Source organism: Bacillus sp. GW823-FHT06B01 (assembly GCF_058952315.1).
The window spans coordinates 467,570-482,459 of sequence record NZ_JBXAHR010000003.1 but is presented as its reverse complement, the minus strand read 5'-3'; the positions used below and the strand labels follow the sequence as shown (position 1 = coordinate 482,459).

General features: G+C 37.0%; 16 protein-coding genes and 2 other annotated features. Of the genes, 5 read left to right on the top strand and 11 right to left on the bottom strand.

The window, feature by feature from the left end:
* Positions 1–79: 79 nt before the first annotated feature.
* The 9 genes from AC1Q8N_RS15640 to trpE all read right to left on the bottom strand — a co-directional run bounded on the left by AC1Q8N_RS15640 (position 80) and on the right by trpE (position 8,498).
* Positions 80–1,579, bottom strand: coding sequence for an L-lactate permease (locus AC1Q8N_RS15640; protein WP_098077786.1), 1,500 nt, complete (start codon positions 1,577–1,579; stop codon positions 80–82).
* Between the two features lie 116 nt (positions 1,580–1,695).
* The gene (locus tag AC1Q8N_RS15635) at positions 1,696–2,055 is read right to left on the bottom strand and encodes a DUF4029 domain-containing protein (protein WP_087984759.1); all 360 of its coding nucleotides are present in this window, start codon (positions 2,053–2,055) and stop codon (positions 1,696–1,698) included.
* Between the two features lie 74 nt (positions 2,056–2,129).
* Positions 2,130–2,906, bottom strand: coding sequence for a tryptophan synthase subunit alpha (gene trpA / locus AC1Q8N_RS15630; protein ID WP_098077783.1), 777 nt, complete (start codon positions 2,904–2,906; stop codon positions 2,130–2,132).
* Between the two features lie 3 nt (positions 2,907–2,909).
* Positions 2,910–4,103: a tryptophan synthase subunit beta gene (trpB, locus tag AC1Q8N_RS15625; protein ID WP_048545101.1), complete on the bottom strand. Its 1,194-nt coding sequence runs from the start codon at positions 4,101–4,103 to the stop codon at positions 2,910–2,912.
* Positions 4,100–4,714, bottom strand: coding sequence for a phosphoribosylanthranilate isomerase (locus AC1Q8N_RS15620; RefSeq protein ID WP_098077780.1), 615 nt, complete (start codon positions 4,712–4,714; stop codon positions 4,100–4,102). The genes trpB and AC1Q8N_RS15620 overlap by 4 nt, the downstream gene beginning before the upstream one ends.
* Entirely contained in the window at positions 4,711–5,472 is a 762-nt protein-coding gene (trpC, locus tag AC1Q8N_RS15615) for an indole-3-glycerol phosphate synthase TrpC (protein WP_098847086.1), read from the bottom strand. Before trpC ends, AC1Q8N_RS15620 begins: the two co-directional genes overlap by 4 nt.
* Position 5,473: 1 nt before the next feature.
* Positions 5,474–6,499 (bottom strand): anthranilate phosphoribosyltransferase, encoded by a 1,026-nt coding sequence (gene trpD, locus AC1Q8N_RS15610; protein ID WP_098077774.1) that lies wholly within the window; start codon positions 6,497–6,499, stop codon positions 5,474–5,476.
* On the bottom strand, positions 6,496–7,083 hold the full coding sequence (locus AC1Q8N_RS15605; protein ID WP_098077772.1) for an aminodeoxychorismate/anthranilate synthase component II: 588 nt from the start codon (positions 7,081–7,083) through the stop codon (positions 6,496–6,498). Before AC1Q8N_RS15605 ends, trpD begins: the two co-directional genes overlap by 4 nt.
* Positions 7,080–8,498 carry an anthranilate synthase component I gene (gene trpE, locus AC1Q8N_RS15600; RefSeq protein WP_142346254.1) on the bottom strand — a complete coding sequence of 473 codons (1,419 nt, stop codon included), beginning with the start codon at positions 8,496–8,498 and terminating at the stop codon, positions 7,080–7,082. The genes AC1Q8N_RS15605 and trpE overlap by 4 nt, the downstream gene beginning before the upstream one ends.
* Positions 8,499–8,550: 52 nt before the next feature.
* Positions 8,551–8,795: a binding site (T-box leader), on the bottom strand.
* Positions 8,796–8,837: 42 nt separating this feature from the next.
* Positions 8,838–9,075: a binding site (T-box leader), on the bottom strand.
* 306 nt (positions 9,076–9,381) lie between these two features.
* On the opposite strand from trpE, the gene putP reads away from it, so the two are divergent.
* Both putP and AC1Q8N_RS15590 read left to right on the top strand, forming a co-directional pair.
* A complete protein-coding gene (gene putP, locus AC1Q8N_RS15595) occupies positions 9,382–10,860 on the top strand; it encodes a sodium/proline symporter PutP (protein ID WP_098077766.1) in 1,479 nt (492 codons plus the stop codon).
* Positions 10,861–11,022: 162 nt separating this feature from the next.
* Positions 11,023–11,421 carry an Ig-like domain-containing protein gene (locus AC1Q8N_RS15590; RefSeq protein ID WP_098077763.1) on the top strand — a complete coding sequence of 133 codons (399 nt, stop codon included), beginning with the start codon at positions 11,023–11,025 and terminating at the stop codon, positions 11,419–11,421.
* A gap of 24 nt (positions 11,422–11,445) precedes the next feature.
* Here AC1Q8N_RS15590 and AC1Q8N_RS15585 read toward each other — a convergent pair whose 3' ends face one another.
* Together AC1Q8N_RS15585 and AC1Q8N_RS15580 are read right to left on the bottom strand one after the other, a co-directional pair.
* Entirely contained in the window at positions 11,446–11,841 is a 396-nt protein-coding gene (locus AC1Q8N_RS15585) for a PH domain-containing protein (protein ID WP_098847083.1), read from the bottom strand.
* 75 nt (positions 11,842–11,916) lie between these two features.
* Positions 11,917–12,828, bottom strand: coding sequence for a DMT family transporter (locus tag AC1Q8N_RS15580; RefSeq protein ID WP_000808244.1), 912 nt, complete (start codon positions 12,826–12,828; stop codon positions 11,917–11,919).
* A 203-nt stretch (positions 12,829–13,031) separates the two neighbouring features.
* Here AC1Q8N_RS15580 and AC1Q8N_RS15575 point away from each other — a divergent pair, with 203 nt between their 5' ends.
* The 3 genes from AC1Q8N_RS15575 (at position 13,032) to AC1Q8N_RS15565 (ending at position 14,798) form a co-directional block, all read left to right on the top strand.
* A complete protein-coding gene (locus AC1Q8N_RS15575) occupies positions 13,032–13,763 on the top strand; it encodes an alpha/beta hydrolase (RefSeq protein ID WP_060489369.1) in 732 nt (243 codons plus the stop codon).
* 92 nt (positions 13,764–13,855) lie between these two features.
* Positions 13,856–14,374, top strand: coding sequence for a YjcG family protein (locus AC1Q8N_RS15570; protein ID WP_000765870.1), 519 nt, complete (start codon positions 13,856–13,858; stop codon positions 14,372–14,374).
* A 1-nt stretch (position 14,375) separates the two neighbouring features.
* Complete coding sequence (locus AC1Q8N_RS15565; RefSeq protein ID WP_493521271.1) at positions 14,376–14,798, top strand: GNAT family N-acetyltransferase; 423 nt, start codon at positions 14,376–14,378, stop codon at positions 14,796–14,798.
* The last annotated feature ends 92 nt before the right edge of the window (positions 14,799–14,890 follow it).

Genomic DNA, 14,890 nt, shown 5'->3' with positions numbered 1-14,890 from the left:
CCTATTCATTTAGTAGAAGCTTTACATAATAAAAACATTATCCAATCATAAAAAAAATCCTCCTATGTTAGGAGGATTTTTAATTTCTCAACATATACCAAACACTAACCTCTACCACTACAAGCAACACCGCACCAAAAATCATTAACGTCGTCTTCTTTAATAGTTCATTTTCACGATACGGTATATTACATAAATAAGCACCTAACGTAATCCTTGACGGGCAAGCGATTGTCGCTACTGACGATGCTGTGTTTTGAAGTGTTGTAACGTATTGCCACGGAAGTGCTACGTTTTGCGCAGTTTGCATTTGTAGTTTGATGAACATCGCATTTGATCCTGCATTACTACCTGTTAAAAAGCCACCGATTCCACCGATAAACGGAGCAACGAAAACGAAAAATGGACCGAATGTTTCACCAGCTGTTTTTGCCAGTAATGAATGCATGCCAGATGCACCCATTAGTTCTGAAATGGCGATAAACATTGTCGTCGTAATCGCAAAAGGAATCCATTGTTTTATCGTTTGCGAGATTGATTGTTTAATAATATGAGATGGAATACGGAAGAAGATAATAGTAAATAAGCATGTCATACCGAGCCAAAATCCTGGTGAATATAGTAGCTCTAGCTTGTAAGAGTATGATTTCAAATCAAGAACGGCATATGATCTGAATACATCATGTAATGCTGGTACGAGGCGAGAAAGTAAAATACAAACTGTTAGGAATATATAAGGGCTAATAATTTTTATAATAGATACTTCTCTCTCCGTTGTAGCAGCATGTTCTGTTATTAGGTTTTGTTCGTTTTTTCCTTTTAATTTAACGATAAGAAAGCCAAATGTAATTGTAACGATAGAACTTAATATACCTGCAAGTTCAACACTTACGTATGCGTTAGAAAGATAGATTCCGAGAGAAAATAATAAAAAGAAACCGAATCCTTCCTTCCACTTTTCAATCACCGCCTGCCAGCCACCTACAATGTGTAAGGAAAGAATGACAAAATAAGCAAACATCGGAATGCTTAGTAGTGCTGTATTTGTGCCAAGTGTTGTAAGGGGCATGTTTATAAGCTGCGAACCGATAATTGTACCAGTTGCCATTGCCCCCCATGAACTAGCTAGTAAACCAATAAATGAAAGTAGTACAGCTTGAAACGGTTTATAGCCTAATGATAGAAAGATCGGTGCTGCAACCATGAAGCCAATTCCGAATCCACTTACTGATTCGATTAGCGGACAAATACCAAAACACATAAGGAGCATTTGTAATAAACGATCGTGCGTCACTTCTTCTAGAAAACGTGCTACTTGATCGATGTACCCCATTTTATTCATGAGGTGAAATAAAAAAATACCGAAAAACAACACGTACCCGACAATAAAACAAATTAACCAACCTTTAATCGTTGCGTGCACAGTTTCACTTATCCCTAGTTGAAACGTTGGCGAGAGTAAAACGATTCCAACAGACACAACGTAAGCAATTAAAGAGGATCGTAATGACGTTTGTTTAAATAAAAATAAACAAATGAAAATCATCATAATTGGGATAAGTGCCAACAATATGGCCATGTTATCATCTCTTTTCATTAAAAATACAATTTTTAACTATTATATAACAGATGACATAATTTTCAATTGTTTTTACTACAGATTCAAAAAAGGAGCCATTTAGCTCCTTTTTTGAATCACTCCCATTTTCTTTTATCCTGAAAAACGCTCTGCTGTCCAACTATTTTGTCTAATACAACAAACACAATATAAGCACATATTACTTGCAATACAACATTTCCAAATTTCATTAATTCAAATGAATGGATCCAGCGAAATAATTCGTTTAATAATACAATCGAAACGATACTAAATAGTTCTATACTAATCGAAAATATACATATTTCTAAAATAGATTGCTCTTGAATGCGATTTAAGTTGGAAAAGATGAATACATATCCTAAAAATAGAGCCATTACCTCTATTTTCGTCATGCTAATGAGCCAAGCGTATAATGGTACAGTTAGAAGAAGATATAGTAGTTTACGTCTTAGCATGCTTTCTCACCCTCTAAGTTATATGTATTTTCTGTATATTTTAACATTTATTACGTAAAACAAAAAGAAGAGACTTATGCCTCTTCTTTTTGTTTTGTTGCCTGTATTAATTCACATATTTCTTCTCGCTTTTCATTTTCTAACAGCTCGATGACTTTACTTCCAACGACTACTCCATCACATATTGTAATCATTTCTTCTACATGTTCCTTCGTTGAAATACCGAACCCTGCCACTACCGGTAAATGTGTATGTGATTTTACTTTTTCTAAGTAACTATGAATCTCACCTTTAAAGTTTTGACGTACTCCTGTTACGCCCGCTACTGTAACAGCGTAAACGAACCCTTCCGATTCACTCGTAATTTTTTCAATTCGCTCAATTGGGCTCGTTACTGTAACGAGTGGAATTAGCGCAATGTTTGCCTCTCGAAGTAACGGGGCAATAATATTTTGTTCTTCATACGGTAAATCCGGAACGATCATACCGTCTACACCTGCTTCTATACAGTTTTCGATGAATCGTTCTTTTCCGAATGCGAGTACTGGATTTAAATATGTCATGAGTACAAACGGAATTTGTACTTTTTTCCTTACCTCTATTAATGCTTGAAAAATGCCTTTTACTGTTACACCGCTATCTAGCGCTCGTTTCCCTGCTCTTTGAATCGTTGGACCGTCTGCGACTGGATCTGAAAACGGAATACCGATTTCAACGATACTTGCTCCTGCTTCGTCTAGAAAACAAATTCTTTCTTTTAATTTTTCAAGGCCACCATCTCCGCCCATTACGTACGGAATAAATGCTTTCTTACCATTTTCAAACGCTGCTTTAATTTTTTCTACTCCCATTTTTTACACCTCTTCCATATAACTTTTTATACTCTCTACATCTTTATCCCCGCGGCCAGATAAACAAATGACAAGCCCTTCGTCTTTCTTCATTTGCGGCGCTAATTTTAATGCGTATGCGACAGCATGTGAGCTTTCTAACGCCGGAATAATCCCTTCTTTTTTCGTTAATAATTGAAATGCTTCTAACGCTTCTGCGTCTGTTATCGAATGATAAGAAACGCGGCCAATATCTTTTAGCAAGCTATGTTCTGGCCCAACACCTGGATAATCGAGTCCCGCTGAAATAGAATGCGCTTCTTGAATTTGTCCTTCTTCATTTTGCAGAAGGTACATCATCGATCCGTGTAAAACACCAACGCTTCCTTTCGTTAAAGTCGCTGCGTGCTTTTCTGTGTGAACGCCTTTTCCAGCTGCTTCTACGCCGTAAAGAGCGACTTCTTCATCGTGTACGAACGGATAAAACATGCCCATCGCATTACTACCACCACCAATACATGCAACGACTGCCTCTGGTAATTTCCCTTCTAACGCTTCATATTGTTTTTTCGTTTCTTTCCCAATTACACTTTGGAAATCACGAACAATTTGCGGGAATGGATGTGGTCCAAGAACGGATCCCATAATGTAGTGTGTATCGTGTACATGTGAAACCCAGTAGCGAAGCGCCTCGTTTACCGCATCTTTTAATGTGCCGCTACCTGCCGCTACGCTTTCTACTTTCGCTCCGAGTAATTCCATTCGGAACACATTTAATTTTTGACGTCTCACATCTTCTTCTCCCATAAAGATGACGCATTCTAATCCGAGTAGGGCACATACAGTAGCTGTTGCAACTCCGTGTTGTCCTGCTCCTGTTTCAGCGACAACTTTTTTCTTGCCCATTCGTACTGCAAGAAGTGCCTGACCGATTGTATTGTTAATTTTATGAGCTCCTGTATGGTTCAAATCTTCACGTTTTAAATAAATCTTTGCACCGCCGCAATACTTCGTCATATTTTCAGCGAAATAAAGCGGTGTTTCTCTTCCGATGTACGTTTTTAAATAATGATTTAATTCCTTTTGAAACCCTTCATCTTGCATTGCTTCTTTATATGCTTCTTCTAGTTCTAATACAGATTGCATTAACGTTTCTGGAACGTATCGTCCTCCGTATATACCGTAATGACCTTTTTCATCTGGATATGCGTAATTCATTTGGAACACTCCTTCGCTTTTATAATAAATTGTTTTATTTTCTCTACATCTTTCTTTCCTTCTGTCTCCACTCCGCTACTTACATCGACCATGTATGGCTGAATCGTTCGAATCGCTTCTTCTATATTAAGAGCGTTTAACCCACCAGCTAATATCGTTTTCTCTCGCGACTCTTTTGGCATATGTGCGAGTAACTCCCATGAAAATGTCTTTCCATTTCCCCCCTGAAACTTTTCTTTCGGACTATCAAACAATATATAATCCGTTTCATATGTTTGAGCATTTTTCATATCACTCTCTGAAGTTACCCCAATCGTTTTTATAGACGGAATATTCAATCTTCTAATTTGATGATTGTCTTCATCCCCATGTAGTTGCACATGTGTTAACCCGCAATCATCTGCAATTTTCTCGATCACTTCTACTGATTCATTTACGAAAACACCAACCTTTAACACGTTTGTTGGAAGCTCCTGAATGATTTCTTTCGCTAGCCTTGGAGTAATTTTCCGCTTACTTTCTGCAAAAACAAATCCGAGTGCATCAGCTCCGTATTCGCAAGCACGTTTTGCCGTTTCAACATCAGTGATACCGCAAATTTTCACTTTCATATGTTCACCTTACAATCTTCAAAAAAGGTATGAATAGAAGATGATGTCATAAGTGCTTCTCCAACTAATACACCTTTCGCTCCAGCTTTTTTAACACGGATAATATCTTCCTTTAAATGAATCCCACTTTCACTAATCCAAAGTAATTTCTCCTCGTTTAATCGTTTTCCAAGCTTTTCTGTTTGGCTTAAATCGACTTCGAATGTTTTTAAATTACGGTTGTTAATACCGATAACGTGCGGATTTAATTGAATTGCAATTTCTAATTCCTGCTCATCATGAACTTCAACAATTGCTTCTAATCCTTTTTCTAGTACGTAGCTGTACAGCTCTTTTAATTTTTCTTTCGTTAACGCCGCTACGATTAGTAAAATAATATCTGCACCAGCTTCATACGCTCTATCAATTTGAATCTTATCGATTATGAAATCTTTACATAAAAGCGGAATGTTACTCTCTCTTCTTGCCGTTTGTAAATCATGAAACGATCCTTTAAAAAATTGACCGTCTGTTAAAACAGAAACTGCTCCTGCGCCGCATTCTTCATATGTTTTCACTTGTTTTCGTACATCAACGTGTAAATTAATATCTCCTTTTGATGGTGATGCTCGCTTTACTTCTGCAATGACAGTAAACTGCTGTAACGCTTCTACAAGTGAATGTGTCTTTCTAATTTCTTTTAATGGTGTATACGTTTCATATAATGCCGCAACTTCCTTTTTCTTTTGGTCTACAATTTTGTCTAAAATCGTCCCCACTTTAATTCACCCTTTCTAATTTTTCATTGCTTGCTGCAATTAATAAGTTTAGTTTGGCTAATGCTTTTCCAGAGTCAATGCTATGTGCCGCTAGTGTAATTCCTTCTTCGATCGTTTCTGCTTTTCCATTTGCGAAAAGGGCTAGACCTGCATTGAATAAAACTGTATCGCGGTAAACATTCTTTTCTCCGCTTAATACTCCGAGCGTAATCTTTGCATTTTCTTTCGAATCCCCGCCTCTAATCTCTTCGTTTTTCACTATTGAGAAACCATATTTCTTAGGTTCAATACTCGTTTCTACTATTTCATTATCTTTCAAAATGACAACATAATTCTCTCCTTGTAATGATGCTTCATCTAAAAATCCACTTCCGTTTACGACAAGCGCTTGTTTTCTGCCTAGTTTCTGTAATACTTGCGCAACTGGTAGTAACATATCTCGTTTATAAATGCCGACAAATTGTGTTTCTAAATTTACCGGATTTGTTAAAGGACCAATTAAGTTAAAAATCGTCGGCACATTCAATTCTTTTCTTATTTTCATAATGCGTCTTAATGCTGGATGCATCGCTGGTGCAAATAAAAATGCGATGCCGACATGCTCTAATAAATAATCAATTTCGTTTGGCGTACTGCTAATATTTACACCGAGTTCTTCTAATAAATCTGCACTTCCTGTTTTACTAGAAACAGCTCGATTACCATGTTTTGCAACCTTTACGCCAGCTCCTGCCAGTACAAATGCCGATGTTGTACTAATATTAAACGTTTGGGCACCGTCACCACCCGTCCCACAATTGTCCATCGCTCCTTGTATATGGTTCGAAAACGGTAATGCCTTTTCACGAAGAGCTCGAACAAGGCCGTATATTTCTTCTGCTGTTTCACCTTTCGCTTTCAGTAATACTAAGAAAGCTGCAATTTCACTCTCCAATATGTTTTCATTTAATAAAAGAAGCCCTGCTCTATACATCTCCTCTTCTGTTAAATGTTGTCCCTCCACTAATTTACGAAGATAGTTATTCATACTCTTTCCTCCTCCTTCACTTCTGTTAAAAAGGCACGTATTAACTTTCCACCTTCTTCTGTCGCGATTGATTCCGGATGAAACTGTAATCCGAATAGCGGATAATAATTGTGACGAACTGCCATAATTTCTCCATCGTCCATCGCTGTCGCTAGTATGTCAAAACACTCTGGCAAGCTCGTTTGCGCTGCAACAAGGGAATGGTAGCGCATCGCCGTTAATGGCTGTGTTACATATGAAAAGATTGAAGTTCCATTATGTTTTACACGTGATGTTTTACCGTGTTTAATGCGTCCTGCTCTTACAATGTCTCCTCCAAATGCTGATATAATTGCTTGATGACCAAGGCAAATACCTAATATGGGAACGTTCTTATAAAAATGACGAATCACTTCGATACAAATGCCAGCATCCTCTGGTTTTCCTGGTCCTGGTGATAGCACAATTCCTGTTGGATTCATCCCTTCTAACTGTTCTATCGTTATTTGATCATTTCTAACGACTACAATATCTTCTTCGTATTCACCTAACAGTTGATACAAGTTATATGTGAATGAATCGTAATTATCAATTAGTACAATCATTTCATTACCTCCAATAGTGCTCTCGCTTTATTTAACGTTTCTTCATATTCAGCTACTGGGTCTGAATCATAAACAATTCCCGCTCCTGCCTGAACGTATGCTTTTTCATCCTTTACAACCATCGTTCGAATGGCGAGCGCCATATCAAGGTTCCCTGAAAAACTAACGTATCCAACTGCACCTGCGTATACATTTCTTTTTTCATTCTCTAGCTCATTTATAATTTCCATCGCTCTAACTTTCGGAGCTCCCGACACTGTTCCTGCTGGTAGGCAATACGCTAATGCATCAAATCCACCCATTAGTTTTCGCAATGTTCCGTAAACTTCAGATACAATGTGCATAACGTGAGAGTATTTTTCTACTTTCATATATTTATCTATCGTCACGGATCCAATTTCACTTACTCTGCCAATATCATTCCGACCAAGATCTACAAGCATCATATGCTCCGCTCGTTCTTTCTCATTTTCTAACAGTTCTTTTTCAATTTCCGCATCTTGCTCCTTCGTTTTCCCTCTCGGCCTCGTACCCGCAATTGGATTCGTCATCACCTTATCTTCTCTAACTGATAACAAACTTTCTGGCGAAGAACCGAGTACAACATAATCTTGAAAATCGATATAGAACATATATGGTGATGGATTGGTAATTCGAAGCTTTCGGTATAACGCGAATGGATCACCGATACATTCGCTTTGCAAACGCTGAGATAATACGACTTGGAATATGTCCCCGGCCCGAATGTATTCTTTCGCCGTTTCTACCATCGTGCAAAATTCTTTTTCTGTTATAGAAGAAGTGAATGATAATGTTGATCTTATTTCAGTTACTTCTGCTTCTTCTCCTTGTAACACTTCCTCTTTGTATACTTGCAATCTTTCATATACTTCTTCATAAGAAGCTGCATCATCTTCCCTGCATACATATACAAATGATAATTTTTGGCGTAAGTGGTCATACACGATAAACTCACGGTACAGTAAAAGGTGTACTTCCGGAATATTCAATGGATCGTGTAAATCTTCTCCAATGTTTTCATATTGCCGAATGACGTCATAACCAATATAACCAACTGCTCCTCCGCAAAACGGGAATGGACTGTCTACTTGAGCTGACGCGATTTCTTCTTCTAACACTTGTAATACGTTACCTTGCAACTTTTCTGCCCTGCCGTAAATCGTTCGTTCTACTTCCGTACCAACACTTTTCACTTCACCATATGGATTACATCCTAAGTAAGAATAGCGTCCTTTATCTTGATGAAGCTGCGAACTTTCTAATAAAAACTTTTTCTTTCCTTTCATACGTCTATATAAAGAAATTGGCGTAATGCTATCTCCTTCTTCTTCAGCGATTACTAAAAATGCTCTTCCCTGTTCTTTTTTCTTCATAAATTCCTCTTTTGTCATCATGCCTTTCACCTCAATCTGAAAAATAAAAAAGTCCCCTACATATCGAAAATATGTAGAGGACGATAAATTTACCGTGGTACCACCTCATGTTGGACGCAAAAGCATCCCGCTTTGTTCAGGTACAAAATATATACCTTATCCTTGTAACGGCGGAACCCGGGTTGCCTACTGAAAATAATTGTTCAGCATACCTCTCGTAAGCCCATTCCGTATATAGCACCGCACCGGGCTCCCACCTATCCCCGGCTCTCTGTAACGTCTCCAATATACGTACTCTTCTTACTTCAACGATTTCATTTATTTAATTTTTTGTACACAAAAAGGGAGTACTCATCCTATAGAAAGGACGGGTACTCCCGTGGTGCCACCTTAATTCGTTACGAATGTAACGCACTTTACCGTATCAAAAACAATACGTGTCTCTTGTATCGATGAGATCATGTCGCCAAAGCCTACTTCTTTCGTTTCGGTTTGGAAGCTCCGAAGCCCATTCCACATCAATCCCATACTGATTCGCACCAACCATCAGCTCTCTGACATGTTCATCATGTGTACTCTTCTTCATCAACGCTTGCATTTTTTTAAGTTGCACTCATTATAGACCTGACTTTTTTCACAAGTCAATACTTTTCAAAAAAAAATATTTTTCTTTCCTTTCAATATTATATTGACAAAACAACCTCTTTTTATGTAAATATAATAAATACTCTATTAAAAATAAGGTTTTTTGTATGAATATTATATATTAAAAAAATAAAATGATGTCAAAAAACGCTTACATTTCTGAAAATTCGTATTTCTGTATGGATTTTTCAGAATAATCATGATAGATTATAAATATGCATAACGCATCAAAAGACATGACAAAAGGAAGGGGAACTACATGAGTACGCAGATGTTAACTTTAACTTCTATCTCTATTTACATGCTCGGGATGTTAGTAATTGGCTATTTCGCCTATAAACGAACGTCCAACTTAACAGATTATATGCTTGGCGGGCGTACACTAGGCCCCGCAGTAACAGCATTAAGTGCTGGAGCAGCTGATATGAGTGGTTGGCTTTTAATGGGCTTACCCGGTGCAATGTTTAGCGTTGGATTAAGTAGTAGTTGGATTGCGATCGGCCTAACATTAGGCGCATACGCAAACTGGATCTATGTCGCTCCTCGCTTACGTACCTACTCTGAAATTGCAAACAACTCTATTACTATCCCAGAATTTTTGGAACACCGTTTCCACGACAAATCCCATATGCTACGCCTAGTATCTGGACTTGTTATTATGATATTTTTCACGTTTTATGTAGCTTCAGGATTTGTCTCTGGCGCTGTATTATTTGAAAATTCATTTGGACTCAATTACCATGTTGGTCTTCTTATCGTTGGTGGAGTTGTCGTAGCTTACACATTATTTGGTGGATTTTTAGCTGTAAGTTGGACAGACTTCGTGCAAGGAATCATTATGGTAGTCGCTCTTATTCTTGTTCCAGTCGTAACAATTATGCACGTAAATGGACTTGGTCCAGCATTTGAAACAATTAAATCTATCGATCCGGCATTATTAGATATTTTTAAAGGTACTTCTGTATTAGGAATTATTTCATTATTCGCATGGGGCCTTGGTTATGCTGGACAACCACATATTATCGTACGCTTTATGGCGATTTCTTCTGTAAAAGAAATTAAAAGCGCACGACGTATTGGTATGAGCTGGATGATTTTCTCTGTTGTCGGAGCTATGTTTACTGGCCTTATCGGTATTGCATACTATTCAAAAGCAGGTTTAAAACTTTCTGATCCAGAAACGATTTTCGTTGAACTTGGCACTATTTTATTCCATCCACTTATTACTGGATTTTTATTAGCAGCTATTTTAGCAGCGGTTATGAGTACAATTTCATCTCAGTTACTCGTTACTTCTAGTGCTATAACAGAAGATTTATATCGTACATTCTTTAAACGTTCTGCTTCTGATAAAGAACTTGTATTTGTCGGTCGTATGGCTGTACTTGTTATTGCATTAGTTGGGTGCGCATTAGCGTTTAAACAAAATGATACGATTTTAGCTCTTGTTGGATACGCTTGGGCTGGATTTGGTTCTTCATTCGGACCTGCTATTTTATTAAGCTTATATTGGAAACGTATGACGAAGTGGGGCGCACTTGCTGGCATGATTTCTGGTGCCGCTACTGTTATTATATGGACTCAGTTTAAATTCTTAAAAGAATTCTTATATGAAATGATTCCTGGTTTCACTATTAGTTTACTAGTAATCGTAATTGTTAGTTTACTAACACAAGCTTCAAAAGAAATTGAAGAGCAATTTGAGGATTTCGAAAAACAACATAGTCATAATCTATAAAAGAAAGCTCTGCTGTTATCATATCAGCAGAGCTTTCTTTTTATGAAAGTTCGACAATCTTCTACTCGAATTTAACAATTTCTTTATGTTTCGTTAAATTAAACATAACACTACTCCTTTATAGTAGTACTATCAGCACTTATACAGAAAGGGGACTCCAACATGTTAGCAGCTTTCCAGCAACAACAAACACGAAAATTTTCACCTATTACAAATACTTCTGCGTCTTGTTTGAACGTACAACCTAATCCACCTAAAATTTCAATCGCTCCTTCTGTTATTTCAGTCATTGGTGTTCATATGGAAAAAAATAAGTTGAAAGTAAGAACTGGACAAAGCACTGATTTATCAGCTTCCGTTTTGCCAGTGCAAGCAACGAATAAAGAACTTATTTGGACAAATATGAATGCTGATGTTATCACAATGTATCCAAAAGGTGATACGGTAACGATTACTGGAAAAAGTGCCGGAAGAGCAGTCGTAATTGTCACAACTACTGAAGGAAAGTTCCGTGACCTTTGTATTATTCATGTACAACCTTATATGACAAATCCAAAGTAAAAGAGTGGCTTTCTAGCCACTCTTTTACTTAATTTCAATGTGTGAATTTTTACTTGTAACAAGATTGATGAATTGGTCTTTATCTTTAGGAGAAATAACTTCTGTTTTATGTGCGCCGTAAACAATTTCAAGTCGATCCAATGACAATGCATGAGCAGCTATTGGATTTTTCGTATTTGAAATTTGTTTTATATCTCGTATAAATATGCTTTTTTTAACGAGACCTGATCTAATTGTAATTGTTTCTTCTCCGACGATGTATTTTGTCGAAAACCAACTCCACATAAATAATATTGCTAACGGAATTGTAAAAAATAAAAGAAAATACTCTTTTCCTGCAAATAGAGGAGCAAAACACGCCCCAATGATAACGAAAAAAATCGGATATAACCATATATCTTTTTTTGATGGAAATTCCATTAAACTTCCCTTCCTCCCCTATATTTCTGTAAAACAAAAAGAGAAGTATCACAACTTCTCTTTTCTCCTCTAACATTATAATTCCTGTGTATACGCCGGCTCATTTACTACATTTTTTGCTGTTCGTTTTTGTTGCTGTAGTAAGAAAACAGATACACCAAACAATACGAGCATGCTACCGATAATTTGCATGGCATTTAGTCTTTCACCGAGTAAGAAGAACGCTAATATAGATGCTCCAACTGGTTCACCTAAAATACTCATTGAAATTGTTGTTGCATTTACGTAGTTTAATAACCAATTATTAATGACGTGTGACACTGTCGGCACAACCGCAAGTAAAAGAAAAACGGTCCAATCCCACTTCGTATAACCTGTAAAAGGCACTTGCAATACTATATTATAAATCCCCATAAAAATACCTGCGAATGCAAAAACTGTAAAGCTATAAATCCAATGTGATACTTTCTTTACTGTTGTTTGCCCGATAAATAAATAACCGACAACCGCTATTACACTTAAAAAGGATAATATATCTCCATAAATTGCTTGTTCACTTAATCCTAAATCTCCCCACCCAATACACATTACGCCTAGTATCGCTATTCCCATTGTCGCAATGGCTGAGTATGTTGTTCTTTCTTTAAATAAGAAAAAACCTCCAACTAAAGATACGATTGGTTGAAGTGCTAAAATAATCGTCGAACTAGCAACTGTCGTATGCTTTAAAGATTCAAACCACAAAAGAAAATGAAGCGCTAAAAAGAAACCAGATCCAATTAAAAATCCCCAATCTTTTATTTGAATCTTACTAAACTCTTCCCTTTTTTTCCAAACGATAGGCAGCATAATAAGTACGATAATCCATAATCGATACATACTTAATATGGAAGATGGTGCTGAGGACATCTTTACAAAAACTGCTGCGAATGAAATGGCTATAATTGAAATTGCTAATGGTAGTGCGATTGATCTTTCTTGTTTCAAATTCCGTCTCCCCTCTCACCTGTCAAAAATCCCACTTCATTATATCCGTTTTCTTTTATAACTTAAATACTAATTTTTTAGATTCTTCGTACCATTATGGTAAAATAGAAACGAAAGCACCTATTAGTGAATATTTCTTTCTTTTTCACTACAAGCGTCGCTCTTACAATCATTACAGTAAATTTTTATTTAGGGGGATCCACATGAATCAAACAATAGGGAGAATTGAAGAAATTTCATTTTATAGCGCATCACTTCAAGAAGATGTTACACTTCTCGTTTACTTACCAGTAAATTACACACCACTGCACAAACATACAGTTGTAATTGCACAAGATGGTAGAGATTATTTTCAGCTTGGTAAAGCGCACCGTGTAATTGAGCGCCTTCGTGAAACTGAAGAAATTGACCGTACAATTATTGTCGGTATTCCATATAAAAATGTACACGATCGTAAAGAAAAATATTTCCCAAATGAAGTGAAAAACGCTGCGTATATTCGTTTCCTTGCTCATGAACTTGCACCATATATCGATGAAAATTATCCAACGTACCAAATGGGAAAAGGTCGTGTGTTAATTGGTGATTCTCTTGGCGGGACAGTTTCCTTCATGACTGCACTTATGTATCCGCATACATTCGGTAAAGTCGTTATGCAATCACCATTTGTGGATGAAACAGTGATGAGCTTAGCAAAAGACTTCAAAAATCCGGAGGCGCTAGACCTTTATCACGTCATTGGGACAGAAGAAACAGCCGTAAAACGCACTGATGGACAAGTATCCGATTTCGTAGGGCCGAACCGTGAGCTCAATACGCTTCTGACAGATAGAAATTTCATCACGCATTACGAGGAGTTTGAAGGTAACCACACGTGGAAATATTGGCAAACTGATTTACCGAAAGCTTTCTCTCATATTCTATCAATGAAATAATAGAGAGCGGTATTCAGAATAATTTGATATAATAGATTAAGAGATTTATTTTCTCAAAATCTAACTAGACTTACAAAGGGAGGAATTGGAACATGAAATTAGGCATTGTAATTTTTCCATCTAAAATGATTCAAGATAAAGCGAACGGATTGCGTAAACGTTATGATCCGCACTACGCATTAGTTCCGCCACATATTACATTGAAAACACCCTTTGAGACGCAAGATGAACAATTAGAATCGATTGTAAAAGAATTACATACAATCGCAAGTAAAACGAACCCTTTCACCCTTCATGTCGGAAAAGTTGGTTCATTCGCACCTGTTAATAATGTTCTTTATTTTAAAGTAGAAAAAACACCTGAACTTACTTTCTTAAATGAGGAAATGCATAGCGAATTCTTTATACAAGAACGCGAGTACGCTTTCGTACCTCATTTAACAATCGGACAAGGCTTATCCGATGCTGAGCATGCTGATGTATTAGGTCGATTACGTATGAAAGATTTCTATTATGAACAACCAATTGATCGCTTCCATCTTCTATATCAATTAGAAAACGGAACGTGGACTGTATACGAAACATTCCACCTTGGAAAGGGGAACAACTAATTTGCACGCACAGATCGTACAAACGGACGAACAACTAAGAGATGCATTCTCTGTACGTAAACAAGTATTTGTAAATGAACAAAAAGTTTCTGCTGACGAAGAGTATGATGAGTTTGAAGAAACTTCAAAACACGTTGTTATATATGATAATGATGTTCCAGTTGGTGCTGGTCGTTTTCGCATACTGGATGGAATAGGAAAAATGGAACGCATTTGCGTACTAGCTTCCCATCGTAAAAAAGGCATTGGAAAAATTGTTATGGATGCACTTGAAGCGTATGCGAATGAAAACTCGCTATCAAAATTAAAGCTACATGCCCAAACACATGCTGAAGATTTCTATAAGAAACTTGGATATGTAACGCATTCTGATGTATTCATGGAAGCAAATATTCCTCACATCGTTATGATAAAAGAATTGTAATTTGAAAACAGGAGGTATCCCCTCCTGTTTTTTACATTGCTATTTTCTTTTTCTTCCGCTAAAGTTAAATGTTGATGCTATAGTTTTGAAGG